13 protein-coding genes and 1 pseudogene are annotated in these 20387 nt (G+C 71.5%); 7 read left to right on the forward strand and 7 right to left on the reverse strand.

All coding sequences use genetic code 11. The features are described 5' to 3' along the window. Nucleotides 1-33: 33 nt before the first annotated feature. On the reverse strand, nucleotides 34-1554 hold the full coding sequence (miaB, locus tag AL2_RS09155) for a tRNA (N6-isopentenyl adenosine(37)-C2)-methylthiotransferase MiaB (RefSeq protein ID WP_376741317.1): 1521 nt from the start codon (nucleotides 1552-1554) through the stop codon (nucleotides 34-36). A 309-nt stretch (nucleotides 1555-1863) separates the two neighbouring features. On the opposite strand from miaB, the gene AL2_RS09160 reads away from it, so the two are divergent. From AL2_RS09160 to AL2_RS09180, 5 genes are all read left to right on the forward strand, one after another. Beyond that, nucleotides 1864-2586 (forward strand): amino acid ABC transporter ATP-binding protein, encoded by a 723-nt coding sequence (locus tag AL2_RS09160; protein ID WP_067632539.1) that lies wholly within the window; start codon nucleotides 1864-1866, stop codon nucleotides 2584-2586. A 39-nt stretch (nucleotides 2587-2625) separates the two neighbouring features. Then, the gene (locus AL2_RS09165) at nucleotides 2626-3495 is read left to right on the forward strand and encodes a glutamate ABC transporter substrate-binding protein (RefSeq protein ID WP_067631883.1); all 870 of its coding nucleotides are present in this window, start codon (nucleotides 2626-2628) and stop codon (nucleotides 3493-3495) included. 206 nt (nucleotides 3496-3701) lie between these two features. Continuing rightward, nucleotides 3702-4385, forward strand: a complete 684-nt coding sequence (locus tag AL2_RS09170; protein WP_067631885.1) for an amino acid ABC transporter permease — start codon at nucleotides 3702-3704, stop codon at nucleotides 4383-4385. Continuing rightward, nucleotides 4382-5374, forward strand: coding sequence for an amino acid ABC transporter permease (locus tag AL2_RS09175; protein WP_067631887.1), 993 nt, complete (start codon nucleotides 4382-4384; stop codon nucleotides 5372-5374). Before AL2_RS09170 ends, AL2_RS09175 begins: the two co-directional genes overlap by 4 nt. 165 nt (nucleotides 5375-5539) lie before the next feature. Then, nucleotides 5540-7570 carry a S9 family peptidase gene (locus AL2_RS09180; RefSeq protein WP_067631889.1) on the forward strand — a complete coding sequence of 677 codons (2031 nt, stop codon included), beginning with the start codon at nucleotides 5540-5542 and terminating at the stop codon, nucleotides 7568-7570. 97 nt (nucleotides 7571-7667) lie between these two features. Here AL2_RS09180 and rny read toward each other — a convergent pair whose 3' ends face one another. From rny to recA, 4 genes and pseudogenes are all read right to left on the reverse strand, one after another. After that, on the reverse strand, nucleotides 7668-9239 hold the full coding sequence (gene rny / locus AL2_RS09185; protein WP_067631891.1) for a ribonuclease Y: 1572 nt from the start codon (nucleotides 9237-9239) through the stop codon (nucleotides 7668-7670). A 499-nt stretch (nucleotides 9240-9738) separates the two neighbouring features. After that, the gene (locus tag AL2_RS09190; protein ID WP_083946232.1) at nucleotides 9739-10275 is read right to left on the reverse strand and encodes a regulatory protein RecX; all 537 of its coding nucleotides are present in this window, start codon (nucleotides 10273-10275) and stop codon (nucleotides 9739-9741) included. Between the two features lie 220 nt (nucleotides 10276-10495). Beyond that, a complete protein-coding gene (locus AL2_RS40255; RefSeq protein ID WP_439951361.1) occupies nucleotides 10496-12112 on the reverse strand; it encodes an intein-containing recombinase RecA in 1617 nt (538 codons plus the stop codon). Next, nucleotides 12104-12715, reverse strand: a pseudogene (gene recA / locus AL2_RS40055) (recombinase RecA); the annotation flags it as partial. The gene AL2_RS40255 and the pseudogene recA, both read right to left, overlap by 9 nt. A gap of 245 nt (nucleotides 12716-12960) precedes the next feature. On the opposite strand from recA, the gene AL2_RS09200 reads away from it, so the two are divergent. Further along, nucleotides 12961-13830: an ATP-grasp domain-containing protein gene (locus tag AL2_RS09200; RefSeq protein WP_067631895.1), complete on the forward strand. Its 870-nt coding sequence runs from the start codon at nucleotides 12961-12963 to the stop codon at nucleotides 13828-13830. 56 nt (nucleotides 13831-13886) lie between these two features. Here the strand turns inward: AL2_RS09200 and AL2_RS09205 are convergent, their stop codons facing one another. After that, nucleotides 13887-14081 carry a DUF3046 domain-containing protein gene (locus AL2_RS09205; protein ID WP_067632542.1) on the reverse strand — a complete coding sequence of 65 codons (195 nt, stop codon included), beginning with the start codon at nucleotides 14079-14081 and terminating at the stop codon, nucleotides 13887-13889. A gap of 10 nt (nucleotides 14082-14091) precedes the next feature. After that, complete coding sequence (locus AL2_RS09210) at nucleotides 14092-15402, reverse strand: alpha/beta hydrolase (RefSeq protein WP_245666467.1); 1311 nt, start codon at nucleotides 15400-15402, stop codon at nucleotides 14092-14094. 79 nt (nucleotides 15403-15481) lie between these two features. Between AL2_RS09210 and AL2_RS36170 the strand changes: the two genes are divergently transcribed. Beyond that, nucleotides 15482-20314, forward strand: coding sequence for an Lhr family helicase (locus AL2_RS36170; RefSeq protein WP_083946234.1), 4833 nt, complete (start codon nucleotides 15482-15484; stop codon nucleotides 20312-20314). The last annotated feature ends 73 nt before the right edge of the window (nucleotides 20315-20387 follow it).

Consider the following 20387-nt stretch of genomic DNA (forward strand, 5'->3'; position numbering starts at 1 on the left):
TCCGGGACCGGACCCGCCGCGCGAACCGGTGTCTCAGGAACACCCCTGGACCGGGGACGCCGGCTGGGCGGGGCGCCCGATCGACGGCATGCCCAGCGAGACGCCCTTCTGGCCGGCGTCCCGGCCCTGGCGGGCTTCCCAGGCGTCGCCCGCCCGCGTCCGGCGGACGTCCAGCACGGGCTTGTCCGCCACCAGGTGGTGCGGCGCCGCGTAGGTGACCTCGACCGTGACCATGTCTCCGGACCGGACCGGCACGTCAGGCGCGGTGAAGTGGACCAGGCGGTTGTCGCGCGCGCGGCCCGACAGCCGGCGGGTCGCCTCGTCCTTGCGCCCCTCGCCCTCGGCGACCAGGACCTCCAGGGTGCGGCCGAGCTGCTTCTTGTTCTCCGCCCAGGAGATCTCCTCCTGCAGCGCGACGAGCCGCTCGTACCGCTCCTGGACGACCTCCTTCGGGAGCTGGCCGTCCATGGTCGCGGCCGGGGTGCCCGGACGCTTGGAGTACTGGAACGTGAACGCCGACGAGAACCGCGCCTCCCGCACCACGTGCAGGGTCTCCTCGAAGTCGGCCTCGGTCTCGCCGGGGAACCCCACGATGATGTCGGTGGTGATCGCCGCGTCCGGGATCGCGGCCCGGACCTTCTCGATGATCCCGAGGTAGCGCTCCTGCCGGTACGACCGGCGCATCGCGCGCAGCACCGCGTCCGAACCGGACTGCAGCGGCATGTGCAGCGACGGTGTCACGTTCGGCGTCTCGGCCATCGCGGCGATGACGTCGTCGGTGAAGTCCTTGGGGTGCGGCGAGGTGAACCGGACCCGCTCCAGGCCCTCCACGTCCCCGCACGCGCGCAGCAGGCCCGCGAACGCCGACTGGCCGCCCTCCGTCATCGCCCGCACCTCGCCGGGCGCCGCGGCCAGGGCACCGAAGCCCGAGCCGTAGGCGTTGACGTTCTGCCCCAGCAGGGTGACCTCCAGGACGCCCTCCGCGACGAGCGCCTCCACCTCGGCGAGGATCTCCCCCGGACGGCGGTCCTTCTCCTTGCCGCGCAGGGACGGGACGATGCAGAACGTGCACGTGTTGTTGCACCCGACGGAGATCGACACCCACGCCGCGTAGGGCGACTCCCGGCGCGTCGGCAGCGTCGACGGGAAGGTCACCAGCGACTCTTCGATCTCGACCTGCGCCTCGCTCTGCACGCGAGCCCGTTCCAGCAGCGCCGGCAGCGACCCGATGTTGTGGGTGCCGAACACGACGTCCACCCACGGGGCGCGCTTGACGATGGTGTCGCGGTCCTTCTGCGCGAGGCAGCCACCGACGGCGATCTGCATGCCCGGATGGCCGTCCTTGACCGGCCGCAGATGGCCGAGGTTTCCGTAGAGCCGGTTGTCGGCGTTCTCCCGCACCGCGCAGGTGTTGAACACCACCACGTCGGGCTCGGCGTCCTCCGCGCGGACGTACCCGGCCGACTCCAGCAGCCCGGACAGCCGCTCGGAGTCGTGAACGTTCATCTGGCACCCGTAGGTACGGATCTCGTACGTACGGGGGGCCGTCTCCATTGGCGCACTCATGACGGTAACCAAGGGTACGGGCCCGGCGCGCCGCGATCGAACGCCCGCGCGGAACGCCGCGCCGGAACACGCGGCACGCCGCCCCGACCAGGCCCGATGATCATTCTCCGCGACGGCGGACCCCGTCCGACGTGGGGAGTCGTGATCGTATCGGTACCGCGCGGCGACTTCCGCGAATCTGACCATGACGTAAAGTCCGACCGCATGACGGACAGCGAAGACGGGCTCGACCTCACCAAGGACGAGCCGGAGGACTCCGTTCCGGAGCCGGCCACCGCTGGCGGCCGGCCCCTCGTCGTGGTGGAGAACGTCAACAAGCACTTCGGCGAGCTGCACGTCCTCAAGGACATCAACCTCACCGTGGACTCCGGCGAGGTGGTCGTCGTCATCGGCCCGTCCGGCGGCGGCAAGTCGACCCTGTGCCGGTCGATCAACCGGCTGGAGCCCATCGACGGGGGGAAGATCCTCGTGGACGGCAAGGAACTGCCCAAGGAGGGCAAGGAGCTGGCGAAGCTCCGCGCCGACGTCGGGATGGTGTTCCAGTCGTTCAACCTGTTCGCCCACAAGACGATCCTGGAGAACGTCACGCTCGGGCCGGTGAAGGTCCGCAAGCAGGGCCGGGCCGAATCGCAGAAGCGCGCGATGGAACTGCTCGACCGGGTCGGCATCGCCAACCAGGCCGGCAAGTACCCGGCGCAGCTGTCCGGCGGGCAGCAGCAGCGGGCGGCGATCGCGCGCTCCCTCGCGATGAAGCCCAAGGTCATGCTCTTCGACGAGCCGACCTCGGCACTGGACTCCGAGATGGTCAACGAGGTGCTGGACGTCATGACGGGGCTGGCCCGCGAGGGCATGACGATGATCGTCGTCACGCACGAGATGGGGTTCGCGCGCCGGGCCGCCCAGAAGGTCGTGTTCATGGCCGACGGCCAGATCGTCGAGGAGAACACCCCTGACGAGTTCTTCACCAATGCGCGCACCGACCGCGCGAAGGACTTCCTTTCCAAGATCCTCACGCACTGAGCCGCGGGGCTCCGGCAGAGAGCAGAGGTAGGACGAGAAATGCGAGTACGTCGTTTCGGCGCCCTCATCGGGGCGGGGATGGCGCTGTCCCTGGCGCTCAGCGCGTGTGGCAGCGACACCGAGAAGACCGAGGCCAAGACGGTCGTCCAGAAGGCCAAGGACGACAAGAAGCTGACCATCGGCATCAAGTTCGACCAGCCGGCGCTGGGCCTGAAGAAGCCCGACGGCACCTTCGACGGCTTCGACGTCGACGTCGCCAAGTACATCGCGCAGAAGCTGGGCGTCCCCGAGAACGGCATCACGTTCAAGGAGACGACCTCCGCGAACCGCGAGTCGTTCATCGGCGGCGGGCAGGTCGACCTCGTGGTCGCCACCTACTCCATCACCGAGGCGCGCAAGAAGCAGGTGACCTTCGGCGGTCCCTACTACGTCGCGCACCAGGACACGATGGTGAACGCCGACAACACCGCCATCAAGAAGACCGCCGACCTCAAGGGCAAGAAGCTCTGCAAGGCGGCCGGGTCGAACTCCTTCCGCCGCATCACCGAGGGCCCGCCGGACGGCAAGCTCAACATCTCGGGCGTCAAGCTGGTGGACGCCAGCAGCTACTCCGAGTGCGTGAGCAAGCTGAAGTCCGGCGCGCTGGACGCGGTGAGCACCGACGACCTGATCCTCGCCGGGTTCGCCAACCAGCAGAAGGGCTCCTTCAAGGTCATCAACGACCCCTTCACCGACGAGAAGTACGGCGTCGGCATCAAGAAGGGCGACACCGAGACCTGCGAGGCCGTCAACAAGGCCGTCAACGACATGTACTCCGACGGCACCGCCAAGACGCTGCTGGAGAAGCACTTCGCCGGCACCGGGCTGAAGCTCGTGACGACCGTCCCGCAGATGGAGGGCTGCTCCTGATCCGGGGCCGCGTCTGAGGCCCGTCACGCCGGTGCGTCCCAGCGGGAGCGCTTCCCGGGACGCACCGGCGTGGCCTGACGGCGCCGGGCTCCGGCCGGACGGCGTCCGCCTCCGGCCCGACGGCGCGGGCCGACGCCCCGGACCGACAGCCGGCGGACAGACCGCGCCGGCCCGACACCGCTGGAACGCCATGAAACAGCTGAGCAATGTTTGACTTCAGCCCGTTCTTCGACAGCTTCGACGAGATCCTTCAGGGGTTCTGGGCGACGATCCGCCTGGCGGCCGCCGCCGGTGTGCTCTCCCTCATCATCGGCACGGTCCTGGCGAGCTTCCGCGTCGCCCCGGTCCCGGTGCTGCGCGGCTTCGGCACGGGCTACGTCAACATCGTCCGCAACACGCCGCTGACGCTGGTGCTGCTGATGTGCAGCCTCGGCCTCAACGACATCCTCGCGCTGAAGTTCTCCTCGGACTCGTCGGTCACCTACTACTGGTGGGCCGTCCTCGGCCTGTCCGCGTACACCGGCGCCTTCGTCTGCGAGACGCTCCGGTCGGGGATCAACACCGTCCCGCTGGGGCAGGCGGAGGCGGCGCGGTCGATCGGCCTGACCTTCACCCAGTCGCTGCGCATGATCATCCTGCCGCAGGCGTTCCGCGCGATCATCGCGCCGATGGGCAGCGTCCTCATCGCCATGATCAAGAACACGACGGTCGCGGCGGCGGCGAGCTACGCCGAGGTCGCGCTGGTCACCAAGACGATCATCGACAAGCCCACGTTCGCCAACGGCGTCATCCCGCTGTTCCTCGGCGTGGCCGTCGGCTTCCTGATCCTCACCCTGCCGACCGGGTACTTCTTCGGCTGGCTGGCCAAGCGGATGGCGGTGGCCCGATGAGCAAGGAAGCGACAGTACTCTTCGACGTCCCGGGGCCGCGGGCGCGCGCGCGGAACACCCTCCTCACCGTCATCGTGACGGTGGTGCTCGCCGCCATCTTCGCCGCGCTCATGTGGCGGCTGGCCGACAAGGGCCAGTTCGCGGAGAGGCTCTGGACGCCGTTCACCAAGTGGACGGTCTGGCGGCACCTGATCATCCCCGGCCTGCTGAACACGCTGAAGGCCGCCGCGGTCGCGACCGTGCTGGCGCTGCTGTTCGGCGTCGTGTTCGGCCTGGCCCGGCTCTCCGACCACTGGTGGGTCCGGCTCCCGGCCGGGGCCGTCGTGGAGTTCTTCCGCGGCATCCCGCTGCTGATCCTGATCTTCCTGGCGTTCTTCGTCCCGAACAAGATCAGCCCGGAGATCGCCGAGTCGCAGTTCGGCCAGCTGCAGCGCGTCTCGGTCGACTACTTCTTCTCGGTCTTCGGCGTGGAGAGCAACGCCGGCGTGGTCACCGTGCCCGCGTTCGCCGCGGTCGTGTTCGGCCTCACCATGTACAACGGCGCGGTGCTCGCCGAGGTCGTCCGCGCGGGCGTCCTGTCGATCCCGAAGGGCCAGTCGGAGGCCGCCTACTCCATCGGGCTGCGCAAGAACGGCGTCATGCGGCTCGTCCTGCTGCCGCAGGCCATCACCGTGATGATGCCGGCGATCGTCAGCCAGATCGTCGTCCTGCTGAAGGACACCGCGCTCGGGTTCATCATCGCCTACCCCGAGCTGCTGCAGGCCGGCTTCAAGCAGGTGCCCGCCAACTACGAGAACAACGTGCTGCAGGCCGGGATCGTGATCGCGGTCATCTACATCGCGATCAACATGTCCGTGAGCCGGCTGGCGACGGCACTGGAGGCGCGCAGCCGCCGGAGCCGCAAGACGCAGGCCGAGACCATGGGCACCGGCGGGGCGCCGCCCGTCGCCGGGGTCGGGGTCTCGCAGCAGTCCCTCCCGGCGATCTGACCTCCTGGACGCCCGCATCGGGGGCGCCGCCGGTCTCCGGTGGCGCCCCCGCCGCCGTCCGGGCGCACGTTACCGGCGAGTCTCCTGGTCGCCCCTTGTATCTTTCCGAAGTCAAACAGCCCGTCATGGCCCCAACCGATCCCCGTATGCGGGACGATTCCTGTTATGACCGCTCGTGCGACCCTCCCCTACGGCTCCTGGCCCTCCCCCATTTCCGCCGCCGATGTCGCCCGCGCCCGGCTGCGCCTCAGTTTCCCCACCGTCGCGGGCGATGACGTGTGGTGGCAGGAGACCCGGCCCGAGGAGAACGGGCGGACCACGGTCATCCACCTCAAGGGCGGGCATCGCACCGAGCTGCTGCAGGCGCCCTGGGACGCCCGTACCCGCGTCCACGAGTACGGAGGCCGGTCGTACCTGCCGATCCGCACCGCCGAGGGCTGGTCGGTCGTGTTCTCCAACTACGACGACCAGCGGCTCCACCGGCTCGACGAGGGCGACCCCAAGCCCTACCCGCTGACGCCCGTGCCGGCCGTCCCGGCGGGGCTGCGCTACGCCGACTACGTCCTGTCCCCGGACCGGACGGAGATCTGGTGCGTCTGCGAGGGGCACATCGCCGCCCCGCCGGAGCCCGCCGAGGGCGAGGAGGGCGAGCCGCAGCCGCCGGCCGAGGAGCAGGCCGTCACCGGGATCCGGCGCGCCATCGTCGCCATCCCGCTGGACGGCCGCGCCGCCGAGGACGCCGGCGCCATCCGCGAGCTGGCCGCCGGCGCCCAGTTCTACGCGAACCCCGCCCCGTCGCCCGGCGGCGGGCACCTGGCGTGGGTGCAGTGGAACCACCCTCGCATGCCGTGGGACGGCACCGAGGTGCGCGTCGCGGCGATCGAGGACGGCGGCACCGTCGCGCCCCGGACCGTCAAGGGAGGGCTCAAGGAGTCGGCCCTCGCGCCGCTGTGGCGCGACGACGAGTCCCTGTACGTCATCTCCGACTGGCCCGGCTGGTGGAACATCTACCAGGTCGGCCTGCACGGCGAGTCGCCGCAGGCGCTCTACCCGGCCGAGGAGGAGTTCGCCGACCCGCTGTGGCAGCTCGGCGGCATGCCGTACGCGCTGCTCGGCGACGGGCGCCTCGCCGTCCTGCACGGCGAGGGCGACAAGCGCCTCGGCGTCTACGACCCCGAGACGCTCGACCTCGTCGACCTGGAGGTCCCCTACGAGAACTGGGCGACGCAGCTGTCCGCGGACGGGACGACCGTCGTCGGCATCGGCGGCGGCCCCGACCTGCCGCCCTCGGTCGTCCGCGTCGACACCACGACCGGGCGCGTCGAGGGGCTGCGCCGCGAGCTGGCCGAGCTGCCGGACGTCGCGTACCTGTCCAAGCCGCGTGCCGAACGCCTCGAAGGGCCGTTCGGACGTCCCGTCCACGCCTACGTGTTCCCGCCGACCAACCCGGAGGCCTCCGCGCCCGAGGGCGAGCTGCCGCCGTACGTGGTGTTCGTCCACGGCGGCCCGACCGGACGCGTCTCCAAGGTCCTCGACCTGGAACGGGCATACTTCACCAGCCGCGGCATCGGCGTCATCGACGTCAACTACGGCGGGTCCGCCGGGTACGGCCGCGCCTACCGCGAACGGCTGCGCCGCCAGTGGGGCGTCGTCGACGTGGAGGACGCCATAGCCGCGGCCCAGGCCCTCGTGGACGGCGGCATAGCCGACCCGGCGCGGCTCGCGATCCGGGGCGGTTCCGCGGGCGGCTGGACGACGCTCGCCGCGATCACGCAGACCGGCCTGTTCAAGGCCGCCACGTCCTACTTCGGGATCAGCGACCTGCAGAGCTTCGCCGCGGCCACCCACGACTTCGAGTCGCACTACCTGTTCGGCCTCATCGGCCCGCTGCCCGGCTTCGAACGCGCCTACGAGGAGCGCTCCCCGCTGAGCCACGCCGACAAGACGGCTTGCCCCGTCCTGCTCCTGCAGGGCCTGAGCGACCCGATCGTCCCGCCGGACCAGTCCGAGCGTTTCGCGCTGGAACTGGCCGCCAAGAAGATGCCGTACGCCTACCTCACGTTCGAGGGCGAGTCGCACGGGTTCCGGAAGGCCGGCACGGTCATCCGCTGCCTGGAGGCGGAACTGGCCTTCTACGGCCAGACCCTCGGCTTCGAGCCCCGCAACGTGGAACCCATCAACCTCACCGTCGGCTGACCCCCGGCCCGTCCGCTTCCCGGCGGACGGGCCCTCAGCGGGCTCGGCCGGCTCGGTCGGCTCAGCGGGCTCGGACGGCTCAGCGGGCTCGGCCGGCTCAGCGGGCGAACTCGATGGCGCGGGACTCCCGCACCACGGTCACGCGGATCTGCCCCGGGTAGGTCAGCTCGTCCTCGACCTGCTTGGCGATGTCGCGGGCGATGACCTGCGCCTGGATGTCGTCGACCGTGTCGGGCTTCACCATCACGCGGATCTCGCGTCCGGCCTGCATGGCGAAGACCTTCTCCACGCCCTCGTGCTTCTCGCGCGCGATCTGCTCCAGCCGTTCGAGCCGCTTGACGTAGGCCTCCAGCGACTCCCGGCGCGCCCCGGGGCGGCTGCCGCTCACGGCGTCCGCGGCCTGCGTCAGCACCGCCTCCACCGTGCGGACCTCGACCTCGTTGTGGTGGGCCTCGATCGCGTGGACGACGTCCTCGTGCTCCCCGTACCGGCGGGCGATCTCGGCGCCGATCAGCGCGTGGCTGCCCTCCACCTCGTGGGTGAGCGCCTTGCCGATGTCGTGCAGCAGCGTGCACCGCTTGGCGACCTCCACCGGCAGCCGCAGCTCGCTCGCCATGACACCCGCGATGTGCGCGGACTCGATCAGGTGCTTCAGTACGTTCTGCCCGTAGGACGTCCGGTACCGCAGCTGGCCCAGCAGCGCGATCAGCTCCGGGTGCATGTCGGCGATGCCGACCTCGACCAGGGCGTCCTCACCGGCCCGGACGCACAGCTGCTCCACGTCGCTCTTGCTGCGCTCGTAGATCTCCTCGATGCGCTGCGGGTGGATGCGGCCGTCCAGGACCAGCTTCTCCAGCGTCAGCCGCCCGACCTCCCGCCGCACCGGGTCGAAGCAGCTGAGCAGCACCGCCTCGGGCGTGTCGTCGATGATCAGGTTGACGCCCGTCGTCGTCTCGAACGCCCGGATGTTGCGCCCTTCCCGCCCGATGATGCGGCCCTTCATCTCGTCGCTCGGCAGGTGCAGCACCGACACGACCGACTCGGCCGTCTGCTCGCTCGCGACCCGCTGGATCGCCAGCGTCACGATCTTGCGGGCGCGCTTCTCGCCCTCCGCCCGCGCCGCGTTCTCGATCTCCCGCACGATCGGGATGGACTCCCGCTTGGCCTGGTTCTCGAGCGCCCCGACCAGCTCGCCCTTGGCCTCCTCGGCGGTGAGCCCGGCCGCCCGCTCCAGGACCTTGCGCCGCTCCTCGGCGACGCCGGCCAGCTCCTCCTTGCGGGCGTCGAGGGCCTGCCTGGCCTCGGTGAGCCGCCCCTGCCACTCCTCCAGCCGCCGCATCTCGGCGTCCAGCCGCTGCTCCCGCTCGGCGAGCCGCGCCTCCCGGCGCTCCAGATCCTCCCGGACGGTCCGCAGGTCGTCCCGCAGGACGCGGCCCTCCTCCTCGACCTCGGCGCGCGCCGCCGCCGCGAGCCGCTGCGTCTCCCGCTCGGCCTTCTCCAGGACGTCCTGCGCGTCCTGCTTCGCCTTCGACCGGATCTCGTCGGCCTCGCTCTGCGACCGGGCGATCTCCGCCGCGGCTCTGCCGGGCAGGCCGGGACGCCGCAGGATGGCGATGACGAGAGCGACCAGGGTCACCAGCAGCGCTGCACCCAGCAGGACGCTCTCCATGAGGCAGATCCTTCCTCGCCGCGGGCCCGTCCGGACTCCGGGCCCTGCCTAGCGAGGATTTACTCGCGCGCGGATGCACGACATCGCGGGGCCGCGCACGGCGCACCCCGGTGACTCGGCCGCATCCGGTCGACGAACGTGCCCTGTCTGCCTCTCAGCTGCTGGAACGTGCTCGGTCGTATGGCAATCCGCGAGACGCGGAGTAACTCCTCACTGCCGTAACGGTAAGCGGCATGGAGGTAATGAGCAAGCAAACGAGGGGCATTCCGGACTAACCGTACGCCGACGTGAGTCCTTCCTTACCGCCTCTCCTGACCGTCCGCACCCCCTCCCACCTGCCCGGCGACACCCGGGTCAGAGTCAGGAACCCGCACACCACCGAGTCACCCACTCCGCAACCCCGGCGTGTCGTATTCCGATACGACCCAACTTCCGATACGACCCAACGCCTGCCCACGGCGGATAGGAGCGGGCGGGATCGGTGACGGCGGGTGGCCGGTCAGTCGAAGGGGGCGGGGTCGGGGACGGAGTCCAGGTCGGTGCCCTCTTCGGCCAGGGCCTCCTTGACCAGGCGGTAGGAGAGGCCGGGCGGGTAGCCCTTGCGGGCGAGCATGCCCACCAGGCGGCGCATGCGCTTGGCGGGGTCGGCGCCCCGGGTGGACGGGAGCCTGCGCAGGACCAGGGCTCGGGCGGTCTCCTCCTCCTGGACGGGGTCGAGGGTCTCGACGGCCTCGTTGACGGTGGTGTCGGCCACGCCGCGGCGGCGGAGCTCGGCGGCCAGGGCGCGCTTGGCCAGGCCGCGGCCGGTGTGCCGGGACTGGACCCACGCCTGCGCGAACGCCTCGTCGTCGATGAGGCCGACGTCGGTGAACCTGCCGAGGACGCGTTCGGCGACGTCGGCGGGGATGTGCTTGCGGTGCAGGGCGTCCGCGAGCTGGGCTCGGGTGCGGGGCGACGCGGAGAGCAGGCGCAGGCAGATTTCGCGGGCCCTGGCCTCAGGGTCCGCGCCGCCGCCCTGGCCGCGCGGCGCGGTCATGCGCCCTGCCGGCCGCCGGGGGCCGGGGCTCGGCGGGCCGGCCGGTGCGGGGCACCGGTCGCGGACCTCTCGCGGTGGGCGAGCGGGCTCGTGGGAGCGGCGGCGCCGCCGGGGAAGGTCCGTGCACCGATCGCGCGGTGCCGGGTAAGGCGCCGCCGCCCTGCATACGAGATCATCGCTCACTCTTCGTCAAGAGTCACCTATATCAGGGGATTCCCCGTCAGGAATCGCCCGTCTTGGCGGCCTTCGCCCCCCTCTTCGCGGGGGCGGGCTTGGCGGCGGCGACGACCGGAGCCGGGGCCGGGGGCGCGGGGGCCGCGTCCGGGGCGGCGGGCTCGGCCTCCTTGTCGACCTTGGGGCCGATGCCCAGCTTCTCCTTGATCTTCTTCTCGATGCCGTCCGCCATGTCGGGGTTGGCCTTGAGGAAGTTGCGGGCGTTCTCCTTGCCCTGGCCGAGCTGGTCGCCGTCGTAGGTGTACCAGGCGCCGGACTTGCGGACGAAGCCGTGCTCCACGCCGAGGTCGATCAGGCCGCCCTCGCGGCTGATGCCGTGGCCGTAGAGCAGGTCGAAGTCGGCGACGCGGAACGGCGGGGCCATCTTGTTCTTGACGACCTTGACGCGGACGCGGTTGCCGACGGCCTCGGTGCCGTCCTTCAGGGTCTCGATGCGGCGGACGTCGAGCCGGACGGAGGCGTAGAACTTCAGCGCCCGCCCGCCGGTGGTCGTCTCGGGGCTGTTATGGACCATGACCCCGTCCACGAAGTAGTTGTGCGAGCCATCGACCTCGATGTCGAACTTCTTCATCGAGCGGGCCCGGGGCTTGACATGCACATCAACGACCCGGCTGGGCACGAGCCTGGGCTCCGGCTCGACGAACCGCGGCTCGACGGCGCACCGGCCGCGGAAGCGCGGCAGGAGCTTTCGCTCCATCGCCTCCGGCACATACGGTGCGATGAGCTTCTGGAACTGCGCGGAAGCCGCCGTCGTGAACTGGATGACGCTGATCGCCCGCGCTCCCCGGAGGGTGAGCCTCACGTCAAGGCCGTGCGTGTCGCGAAGATACTCGACCATGCGGTCCCGTGAACCGGGGCTGAAAGCCTCGACACAGATCTCGATGCGACCCGTGCCACCGTCAGTACGTTCCTGGACACCCTTCGAGCGGACGGTGAAGCACCCGTCGTCCATGTACCAGACGGCCAGCGCCAGCGGCGTGAGGGCCTTCAGGTAGTCCCAGGTGAAGTGTTTTTTTCCGTCACCGAAGTAGACGACCCGCCGTACCTCGTCCAGTTCGGGGAGCGGCGTGAAGTCGGCAAAGGCCGCGCCCTTCGCATTGGTGGTACGACTGTGCCCGATATTGCCCAGCAGCGAGATCTTCCAGTCGAGATACGCCGCCTGCTCCGAGCCATGCCCCATACGGAACCGGACACCGTTTCGGCCGCGCCGATTCGGGGACAGGTTCCCGTCCCCCATCGTCGACCCGAGTACCACCTGCCACTGCTGGTCGCTGAGCCGGTGTGTCTCAGTGAGCATGACCCGGTCGCCCGGCATCAGCTCACCGGCCTCCCGGTAGCCCCCGGGAGTGCGCACCAGGTGGTTCTCGGTCGCGGCGAACTGAGCCCTGCCGTTGCCCCCCGACTTCGCGACGGTGAACTGCAGGAAGTGGTCGGCGTTCCCATTGTCGAACCAGTTGACGATGCGCCTGGGGAGGACCTTGTCCTGCTCCGGGTCGTAGGACAGGACCTCGACGTCCATTTTCTGGTTGACGATCTTGCCGATCTTCTCCTGTGTCCCGTCCGCGAGCGTCACCCGGGTGCCATAACTCATGCACCCGAACATCACGCCGACCTTCTCGCGGAGCTGGTTGATGAAGATCGCGGTGGTCTTGGTCTGGTTGATCGCGCCGGTGAGCTTGCGCAGGGCCTGCGACATGAGGCGGGCCTGGAGGCCGACGTGGCTGTCGCCCATCTCGCCCTCGATCTCGGCGCGGGGGACGAGCGCGGCGACGGAGTCGATGACGACGATGTCGATCGCGCCGGAGCGGATCAGCATGTCGGTGATCTCCAGGGCCTGCTCGCCGGTGTCGGGCTGGGAGACCAGGAGGGCGTCGATGTCGACGCCGAGCTTGGCGGCGTACTCGGGGTCGAGCGCGTGCTCGGCGTCGACGAACGCGGCGATGCCGCCCTTCTTCTGGACGCTCGCCACCGCGTGCAGCGCGACGGTGGTCTTGCCGGAGCCCTCGGGGCCGTACACCTCGACGACGCGGCCGCGGGGCAGGCCCCCGATGCCGAGCGCGATGTCGAGGGCGATCGCGCCGGTGGGGATGACCTCGACGGGGACGCGCGCCTCCTCGCCCATCCGCATGACCGACCCCTTGCCGAACTGGCGCTCGATCTGGGCGAGTGCGGTTTCGAGAGCCTTCTCCCGGTCGTTCGCTGCCATTGAGATGTCCTTCTCGTCGTGAACTGTCGGCTCTCGGCCGCTGCTTGCGATGTCAAGGGCGACGTTACGGCGGGCCACCGACACTTTCGAACCACCGGCGCGATTGTGGATGACGCCGGGCGCCGCGGACCAGCTTACCGAACATCCGTTCGATCATCGTCCGGTATGGCGATTTGGGCGGGAATCGCCGTGCGCTTCATGGCCCTGACCCCGTACGCTGGCGCCGTCCACGGAGGGCTCCAATCATGACGCTGACCGTCCTCTTCTGTGTCGATCCGCTCCACCCCCGGCGCGTTGACCCCCACTTCTCCCGCGAGGCCGCGGCAGTGCGGGACCACTACGGCGAGGTGGCCCTGATCGACCACGACTCGCTGCGCCGCGGCGACGTGGAGGACGCGATCGGCGCGGTGCCCGCCGGCCTGGGGCCGGTCTGGTACCGCGGCTGGATGCTGTCGGCGGACGAGTACGCCGCGATGGCCGCCGCCCTGAAGCAGCGCGGGACGATGCTGCTGACGCACCCGGACGACTACAGGCGCGCGCACGAGCTGCCGGGCTGGCACGAGACGTTCGCCGGGCTGACCCCGCACAGCGTGTGGCGGCCCCTCGGCACCGGGCAGGATCCGGGCGACCTCAGTGAGCTGGCCGAGCTGGTCCGGCCGCTGCGGAGCGGGCCCGCGGTGGTCAAGGACTACGTGAAGTCGTGCAAGCACGAGTGGGAGGAGGCGTGCTTCGTCCCCGATGTGAAGAACCTCGCGCAACTGCACGACATCGCTTCCAAGATGGTCGCGCTACGGGACGACCATCTGGCGGGCGGTCTCGTCGTCCGCGAGTTCGAGGATTACGACGGCGACGGCGAGGCGCGCGTGTGGTGGGTGGACGGTGAGCCCGCGCTGGTGGGCCCGCACCCTGACAGTCCCGGTGTGGAACCCGATCCGGAGCTGGACGCCGTGGCCCCGGCCGTCCGCGCCCTGGGCTGCCGGTTCATCACGACCGATCTGGCCCGCCGCACGGACGGCGCCTGGCGCGTCGTGGAGGTCGGCGATGGGCAGGTCAGCGATCTGCCGTCGTCCGTGGACGCGATGGACCTCTACGCGCACCTGCCCGTCCCGGACTGAGCTCCTTCTGCACCGGTCACTGCGCCGGTCCCTGCGCCGGTCACCGCGCCGATCGCCTACTGGAGGGTCGAAGGGACGTCGAAGGTCGCGACGACGGCCTGCCAGACCTTCTTCGCCGGTTCCCCTTCGGCGAGAGCCTGCTCGATGGTGCGGCCGCCCAGTTGGGCCAGGACGTAGTCCTTGGCCACGCTCTGGGCATACCTCTCGCCGAACTGCTGGTTCATCCGATCCCAGAAAACTGTGAGCCGCACGTCCTCCACGCTATCCGACGGAGGGTTCCTCCAAGGACTGCGCGACCTCGTCGGGGACGGCGGGTCCGGTCCCCTGGCGGTACTGGCGGTGCAGGCCCGTCAGGTAGCGCTCGGCGGCTTCGATGACGCGGGCCGTCCGGTAGGAGGGGAAGACGTCGAAGGCGTGCTGGGCGCCCTTCATCTCGGCGTAGATGACGGGCGATCCCGAGACCTCCCGGAGCCGTTCGACGAATCGCCGTGCCTCCGCCACGGGGATGAGCGAGTCGCGGCTGCCGTGGATGACGAAGAACGGCGGCGCGTCCTCGCTGATGTGCGTGACGGGGGACGCCTTGGCGTACACCTCGCGGTTATCGGCGAAGGGCTTCTTGACCACCATCTTCTCCATGAGGCGGGTCGCCCCCATGGGGACCGGCCAAGGCCCCGCTTCGACGAGGTTGTAGACGCCGTAGAACGGGACGGCGCCCTGCACGGTGGTGTCGGCGTCCTCGAAGCCCGGCTGGAACTCTGGGTCGTTGGCGGTCAGCGCTACCAAGGCGGTGAGGTGTCCGCCGGCCGAACCACCGGTCACGCAGAGGAAGCCGGGGTCGGCCCCGTACTCCTCGGCATGCTCCTTGTACCAGGCGACGAAGTGCTTCAGGTCGATCAGATGCTCGGGCCAGGTGGCGCGCGGGCTGAGCCGGTAGTTGACGTTGAAGCCGACCCATCCCTGCAGTGCCATGTGGTTGAGCAGCGGCAGTCCCTGCTCGCGCTTGTCCCCGATGACCCACGCACCACCGTGGATCTGCATGAGCCCAGGACGCAGTTCGCCATCGCCATCGGCGGAACGGAAGACGTCCAGTTTCAGGCGCAGCCGGCCTTCCTCCTGGTAGACGATGTTCCTGTCGACCCGCACGCCCTTGCGCGGAATCAGGCAGAGCTGCGGGACGATCAGGTGCGCCAGGGGGTAGCGGGGAGCGCCCTCCGGGTCCAGGTCGAGGGGCGCGCCGCTGTCCCGCAGGGTGACGACCGTACGGCGGGACGCGACGATGGTGGCCGCGATGCCCGCCATGCCGGCGAGCGCGAGGCCGAGGCCCGTCCAGCCCGCCCAGCCGTCCAGCCCGCCGAACGCGGCGGTGAGCGCGGTGGCGGCGGCCCAGGTCACGAGCACGTGCGGCGCCATCTCGATGGTCAGCCAGCCGAGGAAGAAGCTCGGCGCGAGCAGGACGGCGTTGTGCCGGGGAGCGTGCGCGTTGGCGGCGGCCAGCGCGAACAGGATCCCGAGGACGAGCAGCACGTAGGGCATCGAGACTCCCTTGGGGGTGAGCGCCTCCCCGTAGACCATGCCCGTACAAGCGCTTGCTTACAACGTGACGCACGCCACACCGCCGCGTTCTGTCGGACTCGCGAGGCAGTATGGCGCCATGGGCGGTGACGTGCTCGAACGCTTCTCCCCGGCGACCCGCGACTGGTTCGCCCGGGCCTTCGCCGCGCCCACCCCGGCCCAGGCCGGGGCGTGGGAGTCGGTCGCGGGCGGCGACAACACGCTGGTCGTGGCGCCGACGGGGTCCGGCAAGACGCTCGCGGCGTTCCTGTGGTCACTCGACCGGCTGGCCACCGAGCCCGACCCGGCCGAACCGCTGCGGCGCTGCCGCGTCCTGTACGTGTCGCCGCTGAAGGCCCTCGCCGTCGACGTCGAGCGCAACCTGCGCGCTCCGCTGGCCGGCATCCGGCAGGCGGCGCGGCGGCTCGGCCTGCCCGAACCGGGCGTGCGGGTCGGGATGCGGTCCGGCGACACCCCGGCCGACGAGCGCCGCCGGCTCGCCGTCAAACCGCCGGACATCCTGATCACAACGCCGGAGTCGCTGTTCCTGATCCTCACCTCGCGGGCGCGCGAGTCGCTGCGCGGCGTCGAGACCGTCATCGTGGACGAGGTGCACGCGGTGGCGGGCACCAAGCGCGGCGCGCACCTGGCGCTCTCCCTCGAACGCCTCGACGCCCTCCTCGAACGGCCCGCGCAGCGGATCGGGCTGTCGGCGACCGTCCGCCCCACCGACGAGATGGCGGCGTTCCTCGGCGGGGCCAGGCCCGCGACGGTCGTCCAGCCGCGCTCGGAGAAGGTCTTCGACCTCGACATCGTCGTCCCCGTGGAGGACATGGGCGAGGTCGGCCAGTTCGTGGACGACTCCGGTACGGCCGACCCGCGCCAGCGCAGTATCTGGCCCCATGTCGAAGACCGCCTGCTCGACCTCATCCAGGCGCACCGCTCCACGCTCGTCTTCGCGAACTCGCGGCGGCTGGCCGAACGCCTCTGCGGACGGCTGAACGAACTCGCCCACGAACGCGCCACGGGCGAGGCCCTGCCCGAAGACCACTCCCCCGCCGCCACGATGGCCCAGGCGGGCGCCGCCAGGGGCGCGCCCGCGGAGATCGCCAGAGCGCACCACGGCTCGGTCTCCAAGGAGGAGCGGGCCGGTATCGAGAACGCCCTGAAGGAGGGGCGGCTCCCGGCGGTCGTGGCGACGTCCAGCCTGGAACTGGGCATCGACATGGGCGCGGTGGACCTGGTCGTCCAGGTGGAGTCGCCGCCGTCGGTGGCCAACGGCCTCCAGCGGGTCGGACGCGCGGGCCACCAGGTCGGCGCCGTGTCCAAGGGCGTCATCTTCCCCAAGTACCGGGGCGACCTCGTCCAGACGACCGTGGTGGCCGAGCGCATGCGCGGCGGCGAGATCGAGGAGCTGCGCTACCCGCGCAACCCCCTGGACGTCCTCGCGCAGCAGATCGTCGCGATGGTCTCCATGGACGAGTGGACCGTCGACGACCTCGAATCACTCGTCAGGCAGGCGGCGCCCTACGCGACGCTCCCGCGTTCGGCGCTGGAGGCGACCCTCGACATGCTCGCCGGCCGCTACCCCGGCGACGAGTTCGGCGAGCTCCGGCCCCGCCTCGTCTGGGACCGCGTGACCGGCGTCCTGCGCGACCGCCCCGGCGCGCAGCGCCTCGCCGTGACCAGCGGCGGGACGATCCCGGACCGCGGCCTGTTCGGGGTGTTCCTCGTCGGCGAGACTCCGTCCACCCGGGGGACGACCCCCGGAGCCCCCGGGAGGTCCCGCGTGGGCGAGCTGGACGAGGAGATGGTCTACGAGTCACGCGTCGGCGACGTGTTCGTCCTCGGCGCCAGCTCGTGGCGCATCGAGGACATCACGCCCGACCGGGTGCTCGTCTCGCCCGCGCCCGGCCAGCCCGGCAAGCTGCCGTTCTGGCACGGCGACACCCTCGGCCGTCCCGCCGAACTGGGCCGCGCGCTCGGCTCGTTCACCCGCGAGCTGGCCGGCCTGCCCGCGGCGGAGGCGCGGAGCCGCGTCTCCGCCGCCGGGCTGGACGACTGGGCCGCCGCCAACCTCGTGTCGTATCTGAGCGAGCAGCGCGAAGCCACGGGGCACGTCCCCGACGACCGCACGATGGTCGTCGAACGCTTCCGCGACGAGCTCGGCGACTGGCGGATGGTCGTCCACTCCCCGCTGGGCGCGCGCGTGCACGCGCCCTGGGCGCTCGCCATGGCGGGCCGCCTGCGCGAACGGTACGGCTTCGACGCGCAGGCCATGCACGCCGACGACGGCATCGTCATCCGCATCCCCGACATGGACGAGCCGCCCGGCCTCGACCTCGCCGTCTTCGACGCCGACGACATCGAGCGCATCGTCGTGGACGAACTGGGCGGGTCGGCGCTGTTCGCGGCCAGGTTCCGCGAGTGCGCCGCGCGCTCCCTGCTGCTGCCCCGCCGCCGTCCCGACAAGCGCATGCCGCTCTGGCAGCAGCGCCAGCGCGCCGCGCAGCTCCTCGCCGTCGCGAGCAAGTACCCGTCGTTCCCGATCGTGCTGGAGACGATGCGGGAGTGCCTGCAGGACGTGTTCGACGTCCCCGGCCTCGTGCAGCTCATGCGCGACCTGTCGGGACGCAAGGTCCGCATGGTCGAGGTGGAGACGCCCGAGCCGTCGCCCTATGCCCGATCCCTGCTGTTCCACTACGTCGGCGCGTTCATGTACGAGGGCGACTCCCCCCTCGCCGAACGCCGCGCCCAGGCGCTCGCGCTCGACTCCGCGCTGCTCGCCGAACTCCTCGGCCAGGCCGACCTCCGCGAGCTGCTCGACCCCGACGCGGTCGCCGAGACCGAACGCGAACTCCAGCGCCTGGCCGCCGACCGCCGCGCCCGCGACCTGGAAGGCGTCGCCGACCTCCTCCGCACGCTGGGCCCTTTGACCACCGCGGAGGCCGCCGAACGCACGCTGCTCCCGGCGGCCGAGGCCGACACCGTCGACGTCAGGGCCTACGACGTGCGGGCCTACGACGTCCGGCCCGGCGACCCGTCCCCCGAGGTCGTCGGCGAGAGCGACCGGCCGGGCGCCGATGATGGCGCCTCCTCGGCCGGTGAGGGGCCACCGGTACGGGGCGACGCCGAAGGCGGCCATGGCCAGGCGGCGGCCGGTCCGGATGCCGCCGGGCACGCGGAGAGGCCCGCCCGCGCGGCGGTGGCGCAGGTGGCGCGGTGGCTGGTGGAGCTGGAGGGGGCTCGGCGGGCGATCCGGGTGCGGGTCGGGGGCGAGGAGCGGTGGGCCGCGATCGAGGACGCGGGGCGGCTCCGCGACGCGCTCGGTGCGCCGCTGCCCGTGGGCGTCCCGGAGGCGTTCCTGGAACCGGTGGGCGACCCGCTCGGCGACCTGATCTCCCGGTACGCGCGCACGCACGGGCCGTTCCGGGCGGAGCAGGCCGCCGCGCGGTTCGGGCTCGGCGTCGCCGTGGTCGTGGAGACGCTGCGGCGGCTGGCGGGCGCGGGACGCGTCGCCGAGGGCGAGTTCCTGCCCGTCGAGGCGGTGGCGGGCCCGCTCACGACCGAATGGTGCGACACCGGCGTCCTGCGGATGCTGCGGCGCCGCAGCCTGGCCCGGCTGCGGGCCGAGGTGGAGCCCTCGCCGCCGGAGTCGCTCGGCCGGTTCCTGCCGCTCTGGCACGGCATATCCGGCGGGTCGCGGCTGCGCGGCATCGAGGCGCTCGTCCAGGCGATCGAGCAACTGCAGGGCGCGGCCGTGCCCGCGTCGGCGCTGGAGTCGCTGATCCTGCCGTCGCGGGTGCCCGGCTACACCCCGGCCATGCTGGACGAGCTGACGTCCGCGGGCGAGGTCGTGTGGGCGGGCCAGGGCGGCCTGCCGGGCGGCGACGGCTGGGTGGCGCTCTACCTGGCCGACACCGCGCCGCTCCTCCTGCCGGAACCCGCGGAGATCACTCTCACGCCGGTGCACCAGGCCGTCCTGGACGCGCTGGGCGACGGCGGCGCCCACTTCTTCCGCACGCTGTCCGACCGGGTGAACAGGGACGTCACCGCCGATGACGCCGGCCTGGTCACCGCCGTGTGGGACCTCGTGTGGTCCGGGCGCCTCACCAACGACACGATGGCTCCGCTGCGCGCCGCGCTGGGATCCGGCCGTCCGACGCACCGTTCCCGGACGACGCGCCGCGGCCGTCCCGTCCTGCCGTCGCGGACGGGCCCGCCCACGGTCGCCGGGCGCTGGTGGCCGCTCCCCCAGCGGGAGACCACCGCGACACTGCGCTCCCACGCCCTCGCCGAGGCCCTGCTGGAGCGGTACGGCATCGTCATGCGCGGCGCCGTCGCGGCCGAGCGCACACCCGGCGGGTTCTCCGCCGTCTACCCGGTGCTGCGCGCCTTCGAGGAGACGGGCCGGTGCCGCCGGGGCTACTTCGTCGAGGGCCTGGGGGCCGCCCAGTTCGCCCTGCCGGGCGCCGTCGACCGGCTCCGCGCCCTCCGCCCCGCCGCCGCTCCCCCCGACGACATCTCCGCGCTGTGGGAGACACCCCGCAAAGCCGGCGTCCGCGCGCTCGTCCTGGCCGCCGCCGACCCCGCCAACCCGTACGGGGCGGCGCTGCCCTGGCCGGGACGCGACGACGAGGTCGCCAGCGGCCACAAGCCCGGACGCAAGGCCGGCGCACTGGTCGTCCTGGTCGAGGGCCGCCTCGTCCTCTACGTCGAGCGCGGCGGCCGCACCCTCCTCACCTGGGCCGACGACCCGGACGTCCTGCAACCGGCGGTCGACGCGCTGGCGCTGGCGGTCCGCGAGGGCGCACTGGGCAAGCTGACCGTCGAACGCGCCGACGGCGAGGCGATCAACGACTCCCCGCTGGCCGCCGCCCTGGAGTCGGCGGGCTTCCATCCGACCCCCCGCGGCCTCCGCCTCCGCTCCTGATCGCGGGCCGGGGAGCGGCGGCACGAGCACCGCGGGCCCGGACGGCTCGCGGCCGGTGCATCCGGCGCGCGCC

This window comes from Actinomadura latina NBRC 106108 (assembly GCF_001552195.1).
Taxonomy (GTDB): domain Bacteria; phylum Actinomycetota; class Actinomycetes; order Streptosporangiales; family Streptosporangiaceae; genus Spirillospora; species Spirillospora latina.